At 61.7% G+C, this 22,439-nt stretch carries 17 protein-coding genes; 5 read left to right on the top strand and 12 right to left on the bottom strand.

The window, feature by feature from the left end:
• Positions 1-96: 96 nt before the first annotated feature.
• Together A6D6_RS07160 and A6D6_RS07155 are read right to left on the bottom strand one after the other, a co-directional pair.
• A complete protein-coding gene (locus A6D6_RS07160; RefSeq protein WP_159660337.1) occupies positions 97-2,106 on the bottom strand; it encodes a hypothetical protein in 2,010 nt (669 codons plus the stop codon).
• Positions 2,107-2,181: 75 nt separating this feature from the next.
• On the bottom strand, positions 2,182-3,090 hold the full coding sequence (locus A6D6_RS07155) for an NAD(P)-dependent oxidoreductase (protein WP_159660336.1): 909 nt from the start codon (positions 3,088-3,090) through the stop codon (positions 2,182-2,184).
• A gap of 138 nt (positions 3,091-3,228) precedes the next feature.
• Here A6D6_RS07155 and A6D6_RS07150 point away from each other — a divergent pair, with 138 nt between their 5' ends.
• The gene (locus tag A6D6_RS07150) at positions 3,229-4,122 is read left to right on the top strand and encodes a LysR substrate-binding domain-containing protein (RefSeq protein WP_159660335.1); all 894 of its coding nucleotides are present in this window, start codon (positions 3,229-3,231) and stop codon (positions 4,120-4,122) included.
• Between the two features lie 86 nt (positions 4,123-4,208).
• Here A6D6_RS07150 and A6D6_RS07145 read toward each other — a convergent pair whose 3' ends face one another.
• Positions 4,209-5,639, bottom strand: a complete 1,431-nt coding sequence (locus tag A6D6_RS07145) for a flavin monoamine oxidase family protein (protein ID WP_159660334.1) — start codon at positions 5,637-5,639, stop codon at positions 4,209-4,211.
• 76 nt (positions 5,640-5,715) lie between these two features.
• On the opposite strand from A6D6_RS07145, the gene A6D6_RS07140 reads away from it, so the two are divergent.
• Positions 5,716-6,273: a TetR/AcrR family transcriptional regulator gene (locus A6D6_RS07140; RefSeq protein WP_201303718.1), complete on the top strand. Its 558-nt coding sequence runs from the start codon at positions 5,716-5,718 to the stop codon at positions 6,271-6,273.
• A 65-nt stretch (positions 6,274-6,338) separates the two neighbouring features.
• Here the strand turns inward: A6D6_RS07140 and A6D6_RS07135 are convergent, their stop codons facing one another.
• Complete coding sequence (locus tag A6D6_RS07135) at positions 6,339-8,117, bottom strand: AMP-binding protein (protein WP_133492012.1); 1,779 nt, start codon at positions 8,115-8,117, stop codon at positions 6,339-6,341.
• A gap of 97 nt (positions 8,118-8,214) precedes the next feature.
• Positions 8,215-8,811 carry a TetR/AcrR family transcriptional regulator gene (locus A6D6_RS07130; protein WP_133492013.1) on the bottom strand — a complete coding sequence of 199 codons (597 nt, stop codon included), beginning with the start codon at positions 8,809-8,811 and terminating at the stop codon, positions 8,215-8,217.
• A gap of 90 nt (positions 8,812-8,901) precedes the next feature.
• On the opposite strand from A6D6_RS07130, the gene A6D6_RS07125 reads away from it, so the two are divergent.
• Positions 8,902-9,816, top strand: coding sequence for a crotonase/enoyl-CoA hydratase family protein (locus A6D6_RS07125; protein ID WP_133492014.1), 915 nt, complete (start codon positions 8,902-8,904; stop codon positions 9,814-9,816).
• On the opposite strand, the gene zapE is transcribed toward A6D6_RS07125, so the two are convergent.
• Positions 9,803-10,948: a cell division protein ZapE gene (zapE, locus tag A6D6_RS07120; RefSeq protein WP_159660332.1), complete on the bottom strand. Its 1,146-nt coding sequence runs from the start codon at positions 10,946-10,948 to the stop codon at positions 9,803-9,805. The two genes, A6D6_RS07125 and zapE, sit on opposite strands and share 14 nt — an antisense overlap.
• Before the next feature lie 177 nt (positions 10,949-11,125).
• Here zapE and hmpA point away from each other — a divergent pair, with 177 nt between their 5' ends.
• Positions 11,126-12,349, top strand: coding sequence for an NO-inducible flavohemoprotein (gene hmpA, locus A6D6_RS07115; protein ID WP_133492015.1), 1,224 nt, complete (start codon positions 11,126-11,128; stop codon positions 12,347-12,349).
• Between the two features lie 119 nt (positions 12,350-12,468).
• On the top strand, positions 12,469-13,410 hold the full coding sequence (gene argC, locus A6D6_RS07110; RefSeq protein WP_133492016.1) for an N-acetyl-gamma-glutamyl-phosphate reductase: 942 nt from the start codon (positions 12,469-12,471) through the stop codon (positions 13,408-13,410).
• A 48-nt stretch (positions 13,411-13,458) separates the two neighbouring features.
• Here the strand turns inward: argC and A6D6_RS07105 are convergent, their stop codons facing one another.
• From A6D6_RS07105 to A6D6_RS07080, 6 genes are all read right to left on the bottom strand, one after another.
• On the bottom strand, positions 13,459-14,835 hold the full coding sequence (locus A6D6_RS07105; protein ID WP_159660331.1) for a class II fumarate hydratase: 1,377 nt from the start codon (positions 14,833-14,835) through the stop codon (positions 13,459-13,461).
• 11 nt (positions 14,836-14,846) lie between these two features.
• Entirely contained in the window at positions 14,847-15,218 is a 372-nt protein-coding gene (locus A6D6_RS07100) for a hypothetical protein (protein ID WP_159660330.1), read from the bottom strand.
• Positions 15,219-15,322: 104 nt separating this feature from the next.
• Entirely contained in the window at positions 15,323-16,441 is a 1,119-nt protein-coding gene (locus A6D6_RS07095) for a Wadjet anti-phage system protein JetD domain-containing protein (RefSeq protein WP_159660329.1), read from the bottom strand.
• Positions 16,442-16,469: 28 nt separating this feature from the next.
• Positions 16,470-20,120, bottom strand: a complete 3,651-nt coding sequence (locus A6D6_RS07090; RefSeq protein WP_159660328.1) for an ATP-binding protein — start codon at positions 20,118-20,120, stop codon at positions 16,470-16,472.
• A 40-nt stretch (positions 20,121-20,160) separates the two neighbouring features.
• On the bottom strand, positions 20,161-20,829 hold the full coding sequence (locus tag A6D6_RS07085; RefSeq protein ID WP_159660327.1) for a DUF4194 domain-containing protein: 669 nt from the start codon (positions 20,827-20,829) through the stop codon (positions 20,161-20,163).
• Complete coding sequence (locus tag A6D6_RS07080) at positions 20,816-22,252, bottom strand: Wadjet anti-phage system protein JetA family protein (protein ID WP_159660326.1); 1,437 nt, start codon at positions 22,250-22,252, stop codon at positions 20,816-20,818. Before A6D6_RS07080 ends, A6D6_RS07085 begins: the two co-directional genes overlap by 14 nt.
• Positions 22,253-22,439: the final 187 nt, after the last annotated feature.

Raw genomic sequence — 22,439 nt, 5'->3', positions numbered from 1 at the left:
CTCGGCGAAATATGACCTTGATCATAGAAAGCGTTTGCCTGGGGCGCAACGAAAACGACCCCGGCGGAGCGGGGTCGGAAATAGCCTGCTGGCTTGTTACTGTATGCCGGGAGCGTCTTCCGTGACATCGACCAGGACCACCAGGCCGAGTTCATTGGGATCGCCATCATCGGGTACCCAACGGGTGGTGAATACGCCCAGGCTGGCATCCTGGTTGAAGAACCCTTCCATGAGGTTATGACCGTCTTCGTCGTTGAGGGTCAGTGTTGTGGCGCCCTGGGCGTCGACGCTCACGGCCACGGGTTGATTGACGCTGTCCTGCTCCACGGAAAGATCACCGCCGAGGCCGCTTTTTTCCACCACGGTAAAGTGGCCGTCCAGGGTGCCGGCGGTGGCACTGTTCAGGTTGATGTAGCTGTTGAACCGGCTGTTGATCATCTCAATATCACTGGTTCCGTTACCGGCTCCCTCCAGTGACACGGACAACAACATCAAACGGTATCGCTTACCGGCGATATCCGGGGTGCTTTCCGGTAGTTTCACCATCAGAGTTTTGTTGAATTCCGCCCAGAGCGTGTCGTTGTTTTCGGTTTCCGCGAAGGCGATGAAGTCGAAGCTGTCGTTGATGAATCCATCGGTGGCCGTCGGCTGCCCTTGTTCGCTGCCCGCTGAAACAATATCCCCTTGGGCGGAGATGACAATCGGCTCTCCCGTGGAGCCGGTTTCGGATAGGGCCATGTAGGTGCCGCCGCTGCTTTCCAGCCCGACCCGGTGTCCCGTGCCGTCGCCTTGGTCGAAGGTGCCGTCGCCGTTGAAAGTGACGCGGCTGACTTCAGTCTGCAGCTCGATAACACCGGACTGCACGTAGGTCTCCATGAAAACCCGCCCGAAGGTGCCGTTAAGATCGGAACTCTCCATGGACGAGGGGGAGCGTGCGAAGACCTCCAGGGCCCGAAACGCCTCGTCTCCTTTCCGGTCATTGGGGTTCAACGCATCCGGTTGCTGATCACCATTGGTGTCGGTAGTGCCATAGCGCACCGCGGCTTCCTGGGAAAGCAGGAAAAACAGGCCCTTCTCCTTCACTTTCTGCAGGTTGTAGACCATTGCGGGGTAGCGAAAGGCGTAATCACCGTTCACGCTTTCTTCGAAGGGGCCCTCTATGGTGAGAAGGCCGGAATGACTCAAGGTGCCAGAGAGAGCTTCACTATCCTCGATGCCGGTTTCATAGAACAGTGAAGCGGTTGCCACACTGGAGCCGGAGAAGTTGGAATAGGCATTCTCTTCGGTCTCTAGCGTGATTGACACGATATTGCCGCCGCCGTCGGCGAAACTGAATTCGCTTAACCAGAGATCATTGGCGAAGGTGCCGAAGTTGTCATTGTCGCTGTCATGCAACCCCAGGCCGAAGGCGGAGCTGCGATAATTGCCGGTAACGCCGCTGGCATCGCCTGGTTGGCTGTTGATGGCCGCGACCTGCTGTTCCACGAACTCACCCACTTCCAGGTCCAGTTTGGAAAGCATGTCACTGAGATCGTTGCCAGCGGTGAGGTCGAACGTATCCACCTTGCCTTTTAATGTCACCACTTCGGAGACGGTCAGTTGGTCAAGATCCACGCCTTGTTCAATAAATTTTCTCAGCACGAATTCGGATACCGGATTGATGTCCACCATTCGGTCGACCACCTGGGCGCGCATCTGAGCACCGGATCCCGTGATACGCACGAGCAGATTGCCTGCCAGGTTCACGTCTTGTGGCAGGGGCAAAGTGTAATCCCCGCTGATCGAGGTAACCGTTTCCGCAAGCACGTCGCCCACCGGATTGCCCTCGTCGTCGATTCGCAGAAGCTGGACGGTGGCGCCTGCCACCGGGTCAAGACCGGTGATCGCCGCGTTGGCGGGGGAAATCAGCAGGTTCAGGGCGATCTCCAGAAAGCCCGGTTGAGGGTGAATGGCCACCGCGCCAGTTGGAGCGGTGGCGGTACCGTTGATGCTCAGGCCGCTATCGCCATCCCCGGCGCCGCCGCCGGAAGAGGAGGAGCCACCGCACCCGGAAACAAGTGTGGCCGATGCCACCGAAGCAATCAGGAGTAAGGTCGTTTTTTTCATCGTCGTTCCACCAGTCCCAAATCAGAGTCTCTTGAGTGTAGGGAGTCGGTAGAGCGCGCACATACCCCATATGGGTTATCGGTGGATTCCACCGGGGCCAGAGCCTGTGTCCCGGATGCCGATGGCTTTGATCACCGAGACCATATCCGTTTCCCCCAGGCCCATGGCTTCGGTATTGGCGTAGAGAGCAAGACAGATATCCATCAGCGGGGAGGCGATGCCGGCGGCCCGTGCTGATTCCACCACCAAACGATTGTTCTTCAGCACATCGGTGATGCCTGCCTGCCGTTCAAAGTTGTGTTGCAGCAGTTTGGTCATTTTGCTGCGGGAGACGTCACTGGCCATGGGGCCCGCATCAAGAATCGCCGCGAAACACGCCATGTCCAACCGGTGCCGTTGTGCGAAATGGGTGGCTTCGGCAAGCCCGGTGACCAGCGTGATGAGGAAGGTGTTGATCGCCAGCTTCATACGCAAGGCGCCAGGCACCGGGCCGCAGTCGAAACTTTCATGACACATCGCCGCGAGGAGTGGACGGACCGCCTCGACGTCCTCTTCTCTACCCGCGAGCATAGCCACCAGCCGGCCGGCTTGTGCCGGTTGGCGCGAACCGGAGACGGGCGCTTCAACATAGCGACCGCCCGAGGCCTGGATATCGGTGGCGAGCGAGAGGGAGTATTCCGGGGGAACGGTGGACATATTGACGATCGTGCGGGCCGCGACGCGCTTGGGGAACTCCGGCTCGTTGCGGGCCAGCACCGCGTCGATGGCGCCGCCGTCGGTCAGCATCAGAATGATCGTGCCGCATTGATGATACAGATCCCGTATGTCCTTCATCGCCGTGGCGCCGGCGGCGACCAAGCGTGGGTACTTCGTCGTCGATCGGCTCCAGACCCGCAGCGGGATGCCTGCCGTTGCCAGATTCAAGGCCATGGGTTCGCCCATGGTGCCCAGGCCGATAAAGCCGATGAGAGGGGAGACCACCATATTTGATTACCCCGATAGCGTTGGATCGGCCGTTGGCGGTCACCATGACCGCCGGCACTGGGCGGTACTGTAGGAAGCTGATCTTCTTTTGTATATCGAATAATATTAAAGTGAAACTTCAGTAAAACGGGTATGTGAGTGGCGGCCAGATTCGATATTGATGCTTTGCGTACTTTGGTGGCGGGTACCGATGCCGGCAGCTTTGCGCGGGCGGCCGTGCAACTCGGCCGCTCTCAGTCCGCGGTCAGTATGCAGTTGAAGCGCCTCGAAGAGCAGGCCGGCCTGGTGTTGTTCGAGCGCAAGGGGCGTGGGCTGGTGCTGACCGAGGCTGGCGATGCGCTGCTGCACTACGCCCGCCGCATCGTCGAACTGCATGATGACGCGGCCAGAGCGCTCGGGGCGGCCACCAGGGCGGCGACGATCCGGGTCGGATTGCCGCAGGATTTTGCCGAGGATGTTCTGCCCGAGGCGATGACGCTCTTTGCCCACCATAATCCGGATGTGCATGTGGAGGTGAGGGCGGGTCGGAACCATGCTCTGGAAGAAGAGGTGCGCGCGGGCAGGCTGGATCTCGCCATCGCGTTTGCCCGGCCCGGTACCGCGGCGGCGGGGGATTCCCTGGTCGCCATGCCGATGTACTGGTTCAAAGGCACGGAGCCGGTAAGTCGTGCGGATCCTTCGGCGCCGATTCCCCTGGTGCTCTTTAACCATCCTTGTTTGTTCCGGCAGGCCGCATTACAGGCTCTGGATAAAAAGGGCGTGCCATGGAGACTGGCGTTGACAACGCCCAGCCTTCCCGGCGTTTGGGCGGCCTTGCGGTTTGGTCACGGCATTACGGCTCGAACGGCCCATGCCATTCCGGAAGGCATATACAGGATCGATGATGGCGGCACTCTTTCGTCTCTCCCGCCTCTCCCACCTCTCCCGCCACTAGAACTGCGGATGTTCGTCCGTTCTGATTTATCGCGAACCGCCGCGCGGTTCAGGGACGTGCTTGCCTCGGTGGTTCAGCGCTTGGCGGGCCATGCATGACAGGCCGGATCAGGCGGATGACCGCGAATGCGTGAGAAGAACAGGGGGCGGGTATGAGGTGTGTATTCGCTTTTTAGCGCGTCTCATTATCTCTGCGCCGCGATCACTTCCCTGGCGGCGCGCATGCCTGACTGCAAGGCGCCCTCCAGATATCCCGTCCATTCGATGGCGGTTTCCGTCCCGGCCCAATGAATCCGGCCGCAGGGTTCCCGCAAAGTGTCGCCGAAGGAGGTGATGACGCCCGGAGCGGTGTGAGCCACGTAGCAGCCCCGGCTCCAGGGTTCGGCGGTCCAGTCCTGTTCCACGTAGTCAATGGGGTTGGCGGCGTCCTGACCGAAGTAATGGACCAGATCGGTAATCACCTGTTGGCGTCGGGCCGTTTCGTCGTGGGCGCTCATGGCGATGGCATGGTCGCCGTCGATAAAGCCCACCAGGACGCCCATGCCGTTGTCATCCAGTGACTGGTCGAAGACCACATTGAAAATCCGGTCGTTGCTGACGACGGCGCCATTGAGACCACGCTGACGCCAGAAGGCGCTTTGGTAAGCCACATGAATCTTGATCACCGAGCCCATGGGCATGCGCTCCAGCAAGGCGCTGCGTTTGGAGGGCAGGGGCCGGTTGTAACCAATCTTGCCTGCCAGCACCGGCGGGACCGCCATGATCAAGTATGGCGCGGTGTATTTCCGCCCTTCGGTGGTGACGGTGACGTACTGACCGTTCTGTTCCACCGCCAGTACCGGGGCATTGAGCACGATGCCGCCGCCGAGCTGTTCGGCCATGCGCTCGGGAATGCGCCAGGCACCGCCGATGAATTTATCCTGCTGGGCGCCCCCTTGGGTGCCGATCAGGGTTTCCAGTCCCTGCCCCTGGCGCAGGTATTCCAGGAAGCACAAATAAGAGACCTGGCGGGGTTCCGCGCACAGCACGGCGCGGGCAATGGTGCGGGCGAATTCCCGGGCGCCACGGGTGTGAACGTGTTTGAGGATCCAACTTTCCAGAGTTTCTGAATCCCATTGTTTGGCTTTCACTGCCAGCCAGGGTTCGGCGGTGGTGGGCAGACTTCGCATCTCCTTGGCCCATCTGCGTTCAAGTCGCCCCAGTTCCAGCAGGGACAGGAACGGCAGCCTGGGGATGTCGGAGCGGTAGCTGCTGAGCTTGCCATCCAGGGAAAGCAGGCTGGCTCCGGTTGTATATTGGGGTGTGGTTTTTACCCCCAGCGTGTTGGCTTGATCCAGCAACAGGGTCTGTTGTGGTCCCACCCACTGGCCGCCCAGATCGATGGTCTGGCCGGCGATTTCACCGGGCATGGAGCGCCCGCCCACCCGGTCCCGGGCCTCCAGTACGGTCACTCGCTTGCCTGCCTGCTTGAGTTCCAGGGCAGCCTTGAGCCCCGCGAGGCCCGCGCCAACGATGATGACATCCTGCCGTGGATCGGTATGGTTCATGGTGTTCTCGCACTCTTCCGGTGTCGGGAACTGGAATTTAGTAAACGCGTTCACTAAAATCAACCCCATGACCTCGACACAATCGAAAACCGCTCGCCGTGGCCGCCCGCCCCGTAGCCGGAAACAGGCGCGGGACAGCCGCCAGATGATCATTCGTGCCGCCCGCTCGCTGTTCGCGGAGGAAGGCTATCACGGTGTCTCCATGCGCAAGATCGCCACCATGGCCAACTGTTCCCCGGCCGCGCTGTACAAACTGTTCCCCGGCAAGCGTCAGCTATTGCTGCATATTTGGGAGGAGATCTTTGCCGGATTGATCGAGGCGTTGAACGCCTGCTATCAGAACACGCCCGCCGCCGGGCGATTGGAAACCCTGTGTTTGACGTTCATCGATTTCTGGTTGTCCCGCCCTGACGACTATCGCGCCATTTTCCTGATCGAAGATCAGCCGAAGGCCGAGGGCGAAGGTTATTTCGTGGAAAGTTCCGGGATACAGGATGGGCTGAGGATTTTCCGTGAGGCCATCGTGGATGCCCAGACGCAGGGCAATCTTGGCGCGGGGGACCCGGACGAAATGCAGAGCGTGTTGCTGTGCGGAATGCAAGGTGTGGCGATGAACCTGATCACCATCCCTGAGTACCCTTGGGGTGACCCCGAGGTGGTCAAACGTGTCACGGTGCGGGCTCTGATCGCCGGATTACAGTAGCCGGGTGGGGCCGGGCCGATGTGACGGGAAGATGGTGAAATCGCCATCTTCCCTGGAGGTTGTCTTTACATCAGCTCAAGGCCCAGGTCGGCCAGTACCTTGTCGGCTTGTTCCCGCTGTTCCTCGGTTGGTGTGCGCTTCCAGTGCAAACTCACTTGTCGGGCACCGTTGTCCTGGCAGGTCACTGTCTCCAGGGCATCAACCGAGGATAATGCGGCGCGAACCTGATGCTCGGTGGCCAGCTGTTTGAGTTTATAACGGGCGATTTTCCCCACCGGGGTGAGCGGCATTTCCTCAAGGATGAAGGCGTGCTTTGGCCGGGCAGGTGGTTCGGCGATGCGCTCACCGGTGTGCGCGATGAGTTCCTCGGGGCTGACCTGCGCTCCCGGTGTCAGCGCGACATACAAAACCGGGAGTTCACCCGCATAGGCATCGGGCATGGCGACCGCCGCGGCCTGCGCCACGGCCGGGTGTTCCATGGCCACCTCTTCGATCAGTAGCGGGTCGATATTGTGTCCGCTACGAATGATGATTTCCTTGCTGCGGCCGACCAGTCTCAGGTCGCCATCCTCGGTGACTTCGCCGAGATCCCCGGTACTGATCCAGCCATCGGTCGGACCGCCCTGGATGCCGTCGTTGGTGCGATAGCCCAGAAAAACATTCGGACCGGACACGAACACTTCACCGGTATCGCCGGGTTTGAAGTCGCGGTCCGGGCCACCCATCGCCACCTTCATCATTGGGATAGGCTTGCCGCCACAGATCGGGTGGTAGCCGCCATCGGCCTGTTGCGCGGTGGTGATGCCGGCGGTTTCGGTCTGGCCATAGAGCTGACACACCGGTTTGCCGCTGATCTCCTCCACCTTCCGTTTCAATTCGGCGGGCAGCGGAGAGCCGCCGGTCACGAACCCCCGTAGCGTACTCAGTGTGGCGTCGGCCCGGGGGCTGGTGGTCATTGCCGAGAGCATGGTGGGCACCCCGCCGACCAGTGTTGCCCGGGTCTCATCCACCAATGACCAGAAGCGGCTGATCACCTCTGGATTGCGCAGGCCCAGGGCGGTGGGAAACATCAGCGTGACGCCGGCCGCGATGCCGGACAGCAGCATGTCCACCGAGCCGCCAACATGGAAGAGAGGGAGACCGGTGAGAATACGGTCGCTGTCCCGCCAGCCGAGCGCCGAGCCGGCCATGATAGCGGCGGCCGCCAGATTGCGTTGTGTCAGCTCTGCGAGTTTGGGGGCGCCGGTGGTGCCGCCGGTATGCACCAGGGCCGCGGGCGCATCGGGAACAGGTTCCACATCCAGACCGGTATTTCCGGCTTCCAGTAATTCCGCCCAGGAAAAAGCACCTGGCGTGGAGGCTCCGAGAGCCACTTCGGTCAGATTGACCTCGCTATCCAGTAGCTGGATGGCGGCGTCGACACGCTCGCGGACGTCCAGGGCGGGGTGGGGGCCCATGACAATGACCTCTCTGGCCCGGGCCAGTTTGAACTGGGAGGCCATCGCTTCCGGAGACAACAATAAATTCACCGGGAAGGCGACCCCCACGGTCAGCGCGGCGATCAGACTGGACACTGCCTGCGGAACCAGCGGCAGCAGTATGGGAACGCCATCGTCCTGGCCGACGCCCCGTGCTCTGAGTGCCCGGCAAAGGGCTTCCACTTCCTCGAGCAACTGAGCGTAAGTGAGCGTCACCGGTTGCGGGTCGCTGGCATCGCGCAGATAGATCAGCGCCGGATGATCCGGACGCCGGGCCGCGGTTCGGCGCAGCAAGGCCAGCGGACTGCGAGCCTGGTCAAACAGTTTGGCGGCCTCGATATCGTCACGAGGGATAGCCTGGCTCATCGATTGGTCTCCTGTTTCTTTGTTTTCAAATGGGGAAGGATTGCCAACCAGCCCGAAAAAGGAGACGAAAAAGAGCCTTGGAGGACGCTGTCGGAGCTTACGCTTCCAGTGACTTTTTGATCACCTCAACCCACAACGAAATCATTCGCCATCGATATTCGGGCCGTTTTCTCAGGATGTCGGAGAAGGCCACGCCTCTGAGGAATTCCACGCTGAGATCCGCCAGAAGCTGATAATTTTCGTGCTTCTTCCAGCATTCAAGGAGCTTCCCGACCACCCGGTCCAGGTCAAAGCGGGCTGCTTTTTCCGCCTGATACAGAGCGTCGCGTAATTCCTGATCGTTGCGTGAAATCGCCCACAGCTCCATTTCGGCCAGATACGAGGGGCGGGCCATGTTGTCGCTCAAGGCGATCAGTGCTTTCTCCACGTCCTCGGCCGGGTCCGAGCAACTCAGAAAGGATTCATTGATCTGTTGCTCGTTCATTCGCACCAGTCTTTCGATGGTGGAGGCGAGCAGATCCGCCCTGCTCGGGAAGTGATAGAGCAGGGCGCCGCGACTCACGTTCGCTCTTTTCTGAACTGCCACCGTGGTGGTTTTTGCCACGCCTTCATCAATCAGCAATGCCACCGCCGCGTCGGTAATCCGGTCCTTCAAGGAAGGGACGGGCCGTGCTTCGGACGTTGAGGTCTTCATTGAGTTTGCACTCCGAAATCCAGGGTGATACTTTGCAGTCAGTCATGACTGACTGTCAAGAAGTCGATAACCCCCTTATTGGAGAGAATCATGCTGGAATTGACAACCGTCCGGATTTCCCAGGATGAGAAAAACCCAAGAATCGCCAGGCTGCTCCTCAATCGTCCGGAAAGACTCAATGCCATCATCGACGAAACCGGTGACGATATCCGGCGCGCGGTAAGGTGGGCGGAGGACAATGACCAGGTCCACGTGATTGTCGTTGAAGGCGCCGGCAAGGGATTCTGTGGTGGTTACGATCTGACCTACTACGCGGAATCGCAAAGAGAGAATCCTTGTCAGCAGGAAGCCATGCCCTGGGATCCCATGGTCGACTACGCCCATATGAAGCGGAACACCGAGGATTTCATGAGTCTGTGGCGGTCCCGTAAACCCACCATCGCCAAGATTCATGGCGCCGCCGCCGCCGGCGGAAGCGATATCGCCCTGTGCTGCGACTTGATGATCATGGCCGATAACGCTCGCATCGGTTATATGCCGACCCGGGTTTGGGGATGCCCGACCACCGCCATGTGGACCTACCGGCTCGGGCCGGTGCGGGCCAAGCAGATGATGTTCACCGGGGATCTGATTTCCGGCAAACAGGCCGGCGAATGGGGCCTGGCCAACTATGTGGTGCCGGAGGAGGAGCTGGACGCCAAGACCATGGAAGTGGCGGGGCGCATCGCCGGCGTGCCAAGCAGCCACTTGAGCATGCACAAGCTGGTGGTGAATCAAGTGATGTTGACCATGGGCCTGGAGCAGACGCAAATGCTGGCCACCGTGTTCGATGGGATCACCCGTCACAATCCGGAAGGTCTCTGGTTCCGCCGCTATGCTCAGACGGAAGGCTTCAAAGCCGCTATTGAATGGCGTGACAGCGGCCGCGACATCCCGGAAGGCGATGACGCGCGTCGGAAGATCGCCGAGTTGGAACAAAAGTTGAAGGAACTCAAGGGAGAGTAAGTTCCGCCGTCCACTTGCTTCCCGGGCCGGGCCAGGGGTGTGGCCAGGCCTGCATGGCATGGAGCCGGCTTACCGTTCTTTGGAAGGGCATGATCAGATGTCCGTCCGTGTAGAGGGCATCCAGCGATACGTCGGCGTGCATATAGAGAGGACAGCCACGGTCGTAGCACTCGTCCACCAGGGCAATCAGCCGGCGGACGGCGTCGTCGTATCTGGACAGAGCCGGCAGCGCCCGGTCACCGGCGGCCACCTGGCTGGCGGCGTCTTCGGTGCCACGGGCGATGCCGGATGCCTTCGGTGTGCCACCCAGGGCAGGCACATCGCTGAGAAAAAGCGCCTGAAAATGGTCGCAAAGCGCCATGTAGTCGGAACTGGAGCGGGCCGTCTCACACAGTTGGGCGAAGGTGGACCAGAGCGCCCGTTTGCCGCGCCGGACCACCGGTAACAGGCGGCCTTCCAAGGCCCAGGGGGCGTCGGTGGGCGATTCTTCCTCCTCCAGATAATCCAGGAAAGCGTCTTCCAGCGGCCCACGATCCGCGATCCAATATCGGGAGAAAGCGCCGCCGCCATGGAGTCGGTGGTCCTGCCCGCCGTCCATCCGGATCACTTTCAAGTGCCGCCGCAAGGCGCCGACGGCCGGGGAGAAACGGTCATAGTTAAAGCCGTCCTGATACAGCTGTTCCGGAGCGCAGTTGGACGTGATGATCAGCGTCAGCCCGGCGTCCATGAGTGCTTCGAGCAAGGGCCCCAACAGCATGGCATCGCCGATGTCGTTGACGAACAGCTCGTCGAAGCACAGCACGCGCAATGTCCCGGCCAACTCCCTCGCCAGGTACTGGAGCGGATTGCCGTGACCGGTCAATTGGAACAGCCGTCGATGCACCCATTGCATGAAATGGTGGAAATGCTGGCGGCGGACCGGGACCGAAAGACTGCCGTGAAACTGGTCCATAAGCCAGGTCTTGCCACGTCCCACCGGTCCCCAAAGATAGAGCCCGGCGGGGCATTCGCCCTGTTCCAGAGCCTCGAAACACCTTTGCAGCGCGGCCACGGCCTGTTCCTGGCCGGAGTCCTTGGTGAAGTCATCTTTCAAAGCCTGACGATAGCGCATCAGGGGGCCGTAATCGGGCATGGGAGTCACTGCTGAAATTAAAAAAGACCGGCTTGGTGTGAGCCGGGAACACGGTGTCGGCGCAGCCATGGAAAGTCAAGCGCCCGGCGAGCGCCGGTCACGATCTTGATTTATGTTAAAGATGCACATAATATGCATCTTTATAAGGTGTATTTTAAATGTAACTTAGGAGGCATCATGTTGTCAGCGGCCCGGATGGAGGTCATCAAACAAACCGTTCCTGTGTTGGAGGAGAATGGAGAGGCGCTGACCCGCCATTTTTACCAGCGCATGTTCCGGGAAAATCCGGAAGTGCGCGGGTTCTTCAACCCGGCCCATCAGCATGCGGGAACCCAGCAGCGGGCGTTGGCGGCGGCCATTTGCGCCTACGCACGCAATATCGAAAACCCGGCGGTGCTGGCCGGAGCGGTGGAGTTGATCGCCCAGAAGCACGTCTCCCTGGGGATCAAGGCGGAGCACTATCCGATCGTGGGTGAAAACCTGTTGGCGTCGATCCGGGAAGTGTTGGGTGAAGCGGCCACGGACCAGATCATCGATGCCTGGGCGGAGGCTTACGGCATGCTGGCGGATCTCTTCATTCAACGCGAACGTGAGATTTACCACTCCCAGACCAAGACCCATGGCTGGCAAGGCTTCAAACGGTTCGTGGTCCAGCAGCGGGAAGCCGCCAGCGACAATATCGTATCCTTGTATCTGGCTCCGGAAGATGGCCAGCCCTTGCAGCCCCACAGTCCCGGGCAGTACGTGACGCTGCGCCTTACGCCTGAAAACGGCGTGCCGGTGATGCGCAATTACAGTCTGTCCAATCGGCCGGGCTCGGCGCGGTTCCGGATCAGCGTGAAACGGGAGCTGGCCGGTGAGGCCGGGGCCCCGGACGGCGTTTGCTCCAACTATTTGCATGACCGGGTCAAGCAGGGGGATGTGGTGGAACTGGCGCCGCCTTGCGGGGAGTTCGTGTTGAAACCCGTGGTGGAGGCCGGCAAGCCGCTGGTCCTGATTGCCGGTGGTGTCGGTATCACCCCGATTCTGTCCATGCTCCACGCGGCCCTGGAGCAGCAGGTTGGCCGGGAAGTCATCTTCATTCAGTGTGCTCTTAACGGCGCGGTGCGCCCGTTCGAGAAAGAACTGGCGGCGTTGCGGGGGGATTATCCCAACCTCAGCGTCCACGTTCGCCTCAGCGAGGCCACCGCGGAGGACCGCGCCCGGGCGCTTCACGACAGCGAGGGCTTGCTGGATTCCGTACTGCTGGATCAATTGATCGGCAACCGGGCGGCGGAATTTTACCTGTGCGGCCCGGCGCCAATGCTGAAGCACGGCTGGCGCCTGCTCAAGCAACGCGCCGTGGAGGACGCCGATATCCATTTCGAGTTCTTCGGCCCCGCCGGCGACCTCGCCGCTTAGCGAACCTGGAGACCGCCGGTTGAGATCGGGGGCGGAAAGCGTGGAAAATGGACCTGTCCGTTGCAAGCGCCCGGCCGGATACTTAGGCTTGGCGGTCTGATTCTCCGGGAGATCCGAAAATGGCATTCAAGGTTTATGTGGACGGTCAGGAAGGCACCACCGGGCTGCGCCTGTTCGAGTACCTGGAAGGGCGCCCGGACATCGAGTTGCTGCGCATCGACAGTGCCTTGCGCAAGGACGCTGATGAGCGTGCCCGGCTGCTGAACGCCGCCGATGTGGCCTTTCTGTGCCTGCCCGACGCCGCGTCCAGGGAAGCGGCGGCCATGGTGAATAACCCCGACACCTGCCTGATCGACGCCAGCACCGCGTTCCGGGTGGCCGACGACTGGGTTTACGGCCTGCCGGAACTGGAAGCCGGCCAGCGTGACCGCATCCGTGCCAGCAAGCGCATCGCCAATGTGGGTTGCCACGCCAGCGCCTTTATTCTGGCGGTACGGCCACTGGTGGACGCCGGCTTGCTGCCCGCTGACTACCCGCTCAGCGCAACCTCTCTGACCGGTTACAGCGGTGGCGGCAAGGGCATGATCGCTGACTATGAAGCCGACACCGAAGGCCGTCTGCGGGCGCCGCGTGCCTACGCCCTCGGCCTGGAGCACAAGCACTTGCCGGAGATGCAGCGCTACACCGGCCTGGCGTTTCCACCGGTGTTCGTGCCGACGGTGGGACCGTTCCTGAAAGGGCTGGCGGTGACGGTGCCGCTGCAGATGTCCCACCTGAAGCCGGGCACGGATGTTGGCGAGCTGTACGAGACCTTCCGCAAGCGCTATGCCAACGAGCCCTTTATCCGCGTGCATATGCCCGATGACCCGGCCAGCCTCAACGGTGGTTTCTTCGATGTGCAGGGCAGCAATGACACCAACCGGGTGGACCTGTTTCTGTTCGGCAATGGCGAACGCCAATGCGTGATCGCACGGCTGGATAACCTGGGCAAGGGGGCGGCCGGCGCCGCGGTGCAGAATATGAACGTGCACCTGGGGATCGACGAAGCCACCGGGCTGTAAAAAAAGCTCCGCCGCGCTATCGACGCCGCGACGGAGCCAAAACGGGACTTATAAACCGCCGTGGGTCAATTTGGCGGGGTCCAGCAATCGTTGCAGCTCTTCGCGGCTGAGGTCGGTGTGTTCGGCCGCCACCTCGACGATGGGGCGGCCTTCCTTGTAGGCCAGCTTGGCGATTTTCGCCGCTTTCAGGTAGCCGATGATCGGATTCAACGCGGTCACCAGAATCGGATTGCGTGACAGGGCCTCGTCCAGTTTGTCTTCCCGCACGGTGAAGGTGGCGATGGCCTTGTTCGCCAGCAGACGGCTGATGTTGCTCAGCAGCTCGATACTCTCCAGCAGGTTCTTCGCCACCACCGGCAGCATCACGTTCAATTCGAAGTTACCGGACTGACCGGCCACGGTGATCACGGTGTCGTTGCCGATCACCTGGGCGGCCACCATGGTGGCCGCTTCCGGGATCACCGGATTGACCTTGCCAGGCATGATCGAGGAGCCCGGCTGCAGCGCTTGCAGTTCGATTTCCCCAAGTCCGGCCAGCGGGCCGGAATTCATCCAACGCAGATCGTTGGCGATTTTCATGATCGACACGGCGGTGGTCTTCAACTGTCCGGACAGCGCCACGGCAATATCCTGGGAGCCGATATGAGTGAAGAAATTCTTCGCCGGGGTGAAGGGAATGTCGGTGGCCGCGCTCAGCGCCTTGCTGAACGCCCCGGCGAAATCCGGGTGGGCGTTGATGCCGGTACCCACCGCGGTGCCGCCCTGGGCCAGGCTTTGCACACTCGGCTGCAACTGTCGCAGGTGCGTGATGTTCTGCTCGATCTGATCCGCCCAGGCCTGCAGACTCTGGCTCATGCGCACCGGCATGGCGTCCATCAGGTGGGTGCGGCCGGTTTTGACGTACCGGTCCACGCTCTCCGCCTTGGTACGGATGGCACTGACCAGGCCGGTCAGCGCCGGTAACAAGTTGTTTTGCAACTCGATGGCGGCGCTGATGTGGATGGTGGACGGAATGATGTCGTTGCTGCTCTGGCCGCAGTTGATGTGGTCGTTGGCACCCACCGGCTCGCCGTACAGCCGGCTGGCCAGTGTCGCCAGTACCTCGTTGGCGTTCATGTTGGAGCTGGTGCCGGAGCCGGTCTGGAATACATCCACCGGGAAATGCGGCATGAAGTCCTCCGCCAGCAGTGAATTCACCGCCTGGCAAATCGCCTCGCTCATTTTTACCGGAATCTGTTCCAGCTCGCCGTTGGCGCTGGCCGCCGCCCGTTTCGCCAGCAGCAGGGAGCGGATGAATGCCCGCGGCATGCGCTGCCCGCTGACCGGGAAGTTGTTTACCGCGCGTTGGGTCTGGGCCGCGTACAACGCCTCCGCCGGCACTTCCAATTCGCCCATGCTGTCTTTCTCAATGCGTGTCTGGCTCATGCAAAGAATCCTTATCCAATAAGACTGTGTTGTACGTAACGGCTGGATACCGACAGCTCCCAGAGCAGCTGGCGCACGTGCCGCCGGGAAGCGTCGTCATCGGCGAGCCGGTGAAGGGACCCCAAGGGAGTGTGAATATGATCCAGACACTGGCAGCGCCAATGTCGGGGCACCAGTTCGTCCATCACGGTGTCGAGCAGCAAACGGAATTGCCCCTCGAACAGACCGCGCCGGGCCTCCGTATCCGCGGTGCCGATGAACACCGCTTCTTCCTGCATTCGCCAAAGCGGGAACAACGTCGGGTTATCCGGTTCAGTGCCGAACCGGATCTTCCGCCGCAGTAACCGCAATGCCGGATCGGGGACGGGCCGGGGGGAGGGCATGGCCGATCTGCCTCGTCATTGATAACAAGGTTCAAATAGTAATGGTTTTCATTATTATTTTAAAGTCGAGGCGGAATACCAGGCAGGGCAACCCATAATGGGGATCAACCCCGGGAGGGCAACGCCGGCAGGAAGGCTTCCTGATCAAGAAACCGCTTGCTATCGCGCAGCGCTGGCAACAGCTGCCGATCCGCATAGGGACAGCCGGTGTGCCCTGGATCGTTCTGGCGATCCTTGCCGGCCTGTTCGGCGCTGTGTCCCTCTCCACGGGTCAGCGCCAGGAGCATCGGCTGGTAACCCGGCTGCCAGGCGACCAGGTCCGGCAGACTTTGCCGTAGCGTGGCAAGGATGCCGAGACCGGCAAAATCCAGATCGCCCCAGAAGAAAGCCGCCAGGGTGTGGTCAAGCCAGCGCTGGCGGAAGACGGCGGGGTCGCTGCCGGGGAGGAAGGCGAAACGGGTATGGGGGCTGGTGAGGCGCTGGGCGCTGGCGCGGAAGCCGCCGCTATAAAGCAGCGCATAGCCTGCCGGAGCCTGCGCCACCAGGCGCAGAAAGGTGTCCTGATTTTCCACGATCAGCAACCGCCCGCAGCCGGCCGGTGCCCAGGCGGTAAGCAACAGAGGCCGTGGCCGGATGAGTTGGGCGCGCTCGCCAAACAGGCGGGTGAGCAGTTCCTGACGGCCATCGAGAAACTTGGAATTGCCGCGAAAGCAGCGGGCGGAGAGCTCGCGCAATGTCAGGCCGCTGTCCAGCAAGCTGGCGGCACGGATGAAATGACCGACCATGTCTTCCGGTGAGTCGCCGGCCAGTGCCGGCTTGGCATCAAGGAGCGCCGCGCCGCCATCCTGAAAGTGCGCTTCATGGCCGCTCAGTGCATTGCGCCAGGTCTGTCTCAGCGGATCCACGCGGGGACGGTCGAGCCAGCCGCGCAGCAGCGCCTCACAAGCCGGATTGAGACGGAGCTGGGCGTTCTCATAGCGCTCCTGAAAAGCACTCAAACGGGAGTCGTAATGGATGCTGAAGACCCGGTATTCCTGTGCCAGCCGTTCCATCAGTTGCCAGCGGTAGCGGGTATCCTCGCTGAACTGGAACAATTCCGGCACGGTGGATTGTTTGACCCGGCGGGTAATGGTCTGGGTACGGGGCTGCTCCAGCCGGTCCAGAAACCAGCCCAGTAGCCGCCCCAGCCAGGGCTCCTCTTGCAGCCAGAGCGGCGCGCTCACCAGGTTGTCCCCATGGTCAGTCCCGCCATCACGAAATCCCTTCCATGAAGTCCAGCGCGCCTTGCTGGCGGATCACCCGCCGGTGTTGATCCCACAGTTCGGCGATGCGTTCCTGGTTGAGTTGCTGGCGGTCCACCAGCACGCGGGTATTGAGTTCGCCCACCGGCACCGGGCTTGGCACCTTGCTGAACACGAACTGGTTGCTGACCAGGTCCAGGAAGGGGCCGGCCTTGCTGGTGGGCATGATGAAGATCAGTTGCAGGCCCAGGGTTTCAGTGAGGTAGCGGATCACCTGGCGTGAGCGGGTTTCGTCCATGTGCATGAACGCTTCGTCGACGATCACCATGCGCAGGTGGCTGTCGCCTTCGTTGAAGCGGAACGCACTGGTGATGGCGGCGGCGCGGATAATGTAGGCGGGCGTTTCCAACTGGCCGCCGGAGCCGGTGCCGTACTGGCTGAGACGGATCGGCGCCTTGTTTTCCGGGTGTTTGAGGATGTCGTAGCGGCGATAGCGCCGGTAGTCGCTGATCCGCTCCAGCTCGCGCAGCGCCTGCTGTTCGTCGCCGTCCAACAGCAATGCGAGCAGCCGGTCGCGCACATCCGTGGCCCTGTCGGAGAGAGTACTCTCGAACAGGCTGGCGCCATCGCCCAGGTTGGGAATCTCGGTAACTTCGCGGAAGAAGTCCCAGTACTCCTTGTATTCCTGTACCCACTCCCAGTCGAAAGAGAACCGCTCCCGGTCTGCGCCGAAGTAATGGTGCTCCAGTTCCTTGTTCAGATTCTTGAGGGTACGTTCGCCGTCCTTGATGGCTTGCTGGATCTGGTTGCACAGGTCGCTGACAAAGGTGGTGTTGAAGGTGTCGCGCAGGCCGCCCAGTTGTTCCAGTTTGCTCAGCAGGACGTTGTTGCGCAGCCGGTTGTGCAGGTTGTCCAGCTGTTGATGCAGGTGATGCACATGGCCGAAGAACGGGGCGCTGTGCAGTTCCTCGACGGTTTCAATAAAGACCTGATCCGCCGGCTGGGCCTGCTGATTGTAGTCGCCGACAAGCCGTTCCAGGGCAACAGCGTTGCTGTTCAGCGTATTGAGCAGAGCCCGCTCCTCGCTGCCGAAATCGATGTCGTCCTGGGCGGCTTGCAGACGCTGGTCCATGGCATCGATACGGGACAGCACATCCAGATCCGGCCAGTAGCGGGTGCAGGCGTGTAAGTGTGCCTCGGCGTCTTCCTGATCCTGCTGCAGCTGCTCACTCTGGTCGGCGAGGGCACTGATGGCACGTTCGCAGGCGTGTTGCTGCTCGCCGAGCTTGCCGTTTTCTTCCTTCAATTCGCCCTGCCGTTGGGTCAACTGCTTGTGCCGCTGACGGGCGTCCTGCTGTTGCCGTTCCAGCTCTTCATGGTCACTGAGGTCGAGATTGGCCAGGGCCTGTTCGGTGTCGGACAACTGGCGCTGGCATTGCAGCAGGTGAGTGACAGTGGCCACCCAGTCCAGCGGCTTGAACTCGAGCACCTGCTGTTGCAATTGCCGCACCGCCTGATAGTCATCGCTGGCGTGGCGGTAGCTTTCCTGTACGTCCATCAGGGCGTTGCGCTGCGCATACAGGTTGCGCTCGCGGGCGGTCTCGCCGAACACCAACTGGCTGTCGTCCAGATCGCAGCGGAACAGCGCGTAGTTGCCGGAGCCCAGGCCATCGCTGGTGATACCACGCCGGGTGCGGCGCAGGGTTTCGGCGTCGTCCACCCGCACCACATTGCCGTAGGACGCCTTCAGATAATGCTCCGCGGTGCGATGGGAAAAACGCAGCACATGGAAGATGGACTCCGCCGGCAGCGCGGCTTTCTCCGCGTCCCGCCGCGCCTGTTCGCCCTGGATCACCCGGGCCTTGTTGCGCTGGCGGCCGGCCAGCCGGCGTACCACACGGATCGCTTCCGCTTCGTAATCCGGCTCCACCAGAATGCCGAAGCGGGCGCCGCCCAGATAACCCTCGATGGCCATTTGCCATTCCGGGTCCTGCACTTCCACGTGATCGCAGAGCACGCGCGGGTCGGCCTGGGGGCATTGCTCGCGGATCGCTTGCAGCGCTTCTTCCACATCGCGGGGATAGTTCACCCGTTTTGATTCCAGGGTGCTGATGCGGTGCTGAATCTGCTTTTGCTGTTCGTCCAGCTTTTCCAGCGCCTGCGCTCTTTGTGTCACCAGCCGGTCCAGTCGCTGCGCCAGGGAGAGGCTTTCCCGATCGCCGCTGGTTTCCGCCTGTCCGTGCAACCGCTCCGCCAGATAGTTGTGCAACTGCTGCTCGGCGCGGGCTTGCTCCAGACCACTTTCCAGCGGTGACAGATTGATCCAGTCCCGTGCCAGCATCTGATTCAGGTCCGGCATCGGGCGCTGTTCCAGGGCCAGCAGTTCCTTGCTGGTGGCGCGCCAGCCCTTGCTGGCGAACAGCGGCAATTCCAGTTCGATACTGTGGCGGTTGAGTAAATCGCGCATATTGCGCAGCGCGGTGAAGTTGCGGGTACGCTGCTGGTCCTGTTCCAGCAATGGCCGGGCACCTTGCTGCAATTGTTGAGTCAGGCTTTCCAACTGTGCCTGCAGCTGCTGTTTGTCGCGCAGCGCCGGGATGCCCTGTATGCGCGCTTCCAGTCCCACCAGTTCGTCGTGGGCTTGCTCCAGGCGCTGTTCCACCTGTTCCGCTTCTTCGCGCAACGCCTGTTGTTGCTGGCGGAATTGGGACTGCTCCTCTTTTTTCTCCAGGTACTGGCGCTGGTTGCGGCGGTAACGTTGCGCGGCGGCGCCGTAGGCGAGGGCGGTGCGTTCCAGCCAGGTCTCCTGATACTGCTCGGCTTCGCCACGGGCCTGCTCCAGATAATCCACGCTGGCGCGCAGTTGCCGGGCCTCCTGCTCCATGCCATGGATGGTGCGCAGCATGTCGCGGATGCGGCGCAGGGTGTCGCCCATGTCCTGGGCTTCCAGCACTTCGCCGGCGACGAACTGATCAATGGAGTCCACCGGTTTGTACGCCATGAAACGGGCGAAGGTGCGGGCGGCGTTCTTGGCTTCCTGCTGGGACACGGCGTCGCGGCGGCCGCGCAGGGCGCCGTACAGTCGGGCCAGATACGCGCCTTTCTTCTCGTAGGTTTCCACGTTCTTTTTGCCGAATGTGCGGCGCAGCGCATTGGGCAGCTCGGTGATTTTCACCACCTGACGTTCGGCGCCCTCGTCGTGCACGAAGTGCGACAGGCTCAGCATCTCGCCAGGCACGATCATCAACAGCAGTTCATTTTGCCGCGCCTGGGCGGTAACGCCGGCGCGGTCCAGATGCGCGCGTACACCAATCACCGCCGTGAACGGCTCGGCGGTCTCGCCCTTGGTGGGATGAAACACGCCGGCCAGGTAACCGTCGCTGTCATAGGGGCGGGCGAAGGCGCCGTCGTCGCAGCCGAGAATATAGGACGCCAATGTGCGGACCTGCTTGCCGCCCCGGCCGCGCTGGGTGGTTTCGTCCTGGCCCGGGTTGTAATTGAACAGATTGTCGTGGGCGGCGGTCATCAGCGTCTGCAGGGCGTCGGCGGCGGTGGTCTTGCCGGAGCCGTTACCGCCGGAGAACAGATTGATGGGACCGTATTCCAGCTCTTCGGCGGGCAGGTTGCCCCAATTGACGGTGATGGAACGTTTCAAAAACATGGGCGGCTCGGATCAACAAAGGCGAACGTGAAATAACCGGTCATGATGGCAGCTCTTCCGATGAAGGGGCTTCGGCGTCCGGCCCGTCGCCGGTGAGCTGGCTGAGTACCGCGTCGGTGACCAGGCCGGTGATGTCCGGACGGATGGTCAGCCAGGTCTCGGCGTCTTCCAGACCATCGTCGCTGGCGGTGCGGATCAGCCGTAACTGACGCAGCCGGCGGAACAGGGCGCGCCGTTCGGTGAGCGCCTCCGGCAGCGGCCGGCCAAGCAGATTCTTGCTGGCCAGGTTGAACGCTTCCAGCGGCAGCATCACTTGGCCGTGTTCGTCGATCTGGCCTTCGCGCAGCGCTTTGTCGTACTCCGCGCGCAACACCAGAATGGCGGCCACTTCCTGTTGGCTCAGGCGCTCGCGCAGGCCCTGGTTGAAGCCGTCCTCACTGTCGGCCAGGCCGGGTACCTCGGCGCCGGGTGGAAACAGCCGCAGCGAATGAAAACGCCGTTCGTGCAGCAGGCGAATGCGCAGCACGCTCAGGTAGTCCTCCACCAGATCTTCCACCTGCAGGTAGCGATCGTAGAGCTCCGTTTCCTTTTTGCTTTCGTCACGGCACAGCACGCCCCGGTCCAGCAGCCGGATCATCAGTTCGGAGAACTGATCCGGGCCGACGCCGCGGGCCTCCAGGGCCTCGGCCAAAGCGTCACGTATCGTCATCGTGTTCCAGTTCCAGCAAGAAACCATCACGGCGGGCGAAGTAGCGTTCGCCGATGATGGGGTCGGTGGGTTCGATGCGCAGCCGGAAACCGCTGGCCCGATGGTCGGCGCTGCCCAGCTCGATCACATGACTGAGCGCCAGCAGATCGGTGGCGTTGTTCACCGGCAGGTCGCGGTTGTCGATGCGGCGGCTGGCGCCCAGAGCCTGGCGCAGATAGTCGCGCAGACCTTCGCCGTGGATGCTGAACGCCTTCTCCAGCAGTTGTTGAATCGCCAGGTCGCGCAACGTGGCCGGGTCCGGCGCGTCCAACTGGGTCATGCGGCTTTGCACCTGCCGTTTCTCCCGCTGCTCGCGCAGCCGGTTCTGGGCCGGATCCACCAGCCCCAGACGTAAATGGGCCATGGCGCGCCCGGCGGCCTCCAGGCGTTTGGCGGTGGTGGCATCATCCAGCTCGGACAGCTCCCGGCACAGGCCGACAATGTCACTGTGTTGCTGGCTGTGCAGATAGCTGAGCTGGCGGATGATAATGTCCGCCCGCCGGGTAAAGCCCTGCAGAGTCCGGCGCAGGGCCGGCAGCATGGTCTCGGCGGCGCTGCGCATGCGGGTTTCGATGCTGTCCAGCAACTGCCACAACACCGAGCCTTCCGGGTTGATCACCAGATCCGGCGCCAGCCGCCGCAGCTCCAGCTCCGCGTTGCGCTTCCAGTCCGTGGGTTTGCGGCGGATGCGCTCAATCGTGTTCTGGATGCGGTCGCGATGTTTTTCCACACTGTCGGCGGACATGCGGATCGCCACGTCCGGCTGGAAGCGCTTCTCCATGAACTCGAAAAACTGGTCGCTGGCCTGTTGCACCAGTTGTTGAGCCTCCACTTCCTTCACCAGCTCCCGCTTGCGCTCTTCCAGCTCGGCGATGATGTCGGTGAAGTCGGCGATGATGCGCTCGGAATGTTCGTGGGCGTCGAGCAGATCATAGACCTCGCCGCGATCCAGAAACGCGGCCAGGGCGTTGAGCGTATTGCGGGTATTGCGATGGCGGGTGCGGATGCCGCGGCCGTCCACCTCCGCCAGAGTCTGGGTGAACAGGCGCCCGGTGCGGCTGAACGGATAGGTGGACTGAAACGACGCCTCGTCCTTGTCCCGCTTCAGCCAGCCGTGCTCCACCAACGTATGGAGAATCCAGGCGGCCTGCTCCCGATTGTTGCGGAAGCGGCCGCCGTCCTCATCGCCGCCCTCCAGCAAGGGCGCCCGCTCCAGCGCCTCGCTGAACACATCCAGCACCTGCTCGCGCTTGAGCGACTCGCCATAATCGGCCTGGGCGCTGTACAGACGCTCGTGCAACAGGCGCAGACACTCGGCCACCTGCTCGCGGTACTTGCCGGTCAGCGGCTTGAAGAATTGATGGCGGTCTTCGGTGAAAAACATGGCGTCAGCTAAAGGGTTGCAATAAAGCGTTGGAATAAGGGCCGATGATACCGGCAATCGACGGCGGCTGCCTGCTGGCCTGCCCGGATGTTCAGAGCTATGTTGGCACCCGAGGATTCCTCGGTAGTTCGCCGTGAAGGGAACGGTGGCGGGCATTGATCAAAAAATAAGCGCAAGACTCGGAATT

The sequence above is a fragment of the Alcanivorax xiamenensis genome, assembly GCF_009846745.1.
Classification (GTDB): Bacteria; Pseudomonadota; Gammaproteobacteria; order Pseudomonadales; family Alcanivoracaceae; genus Alloalcanivorax; species Alloalcanivorax xiamenensis.
Note: the sequence above shows the minus strand (reverse complement) of the source record. Positions and strands in the feature narration are given on the sequence as shown.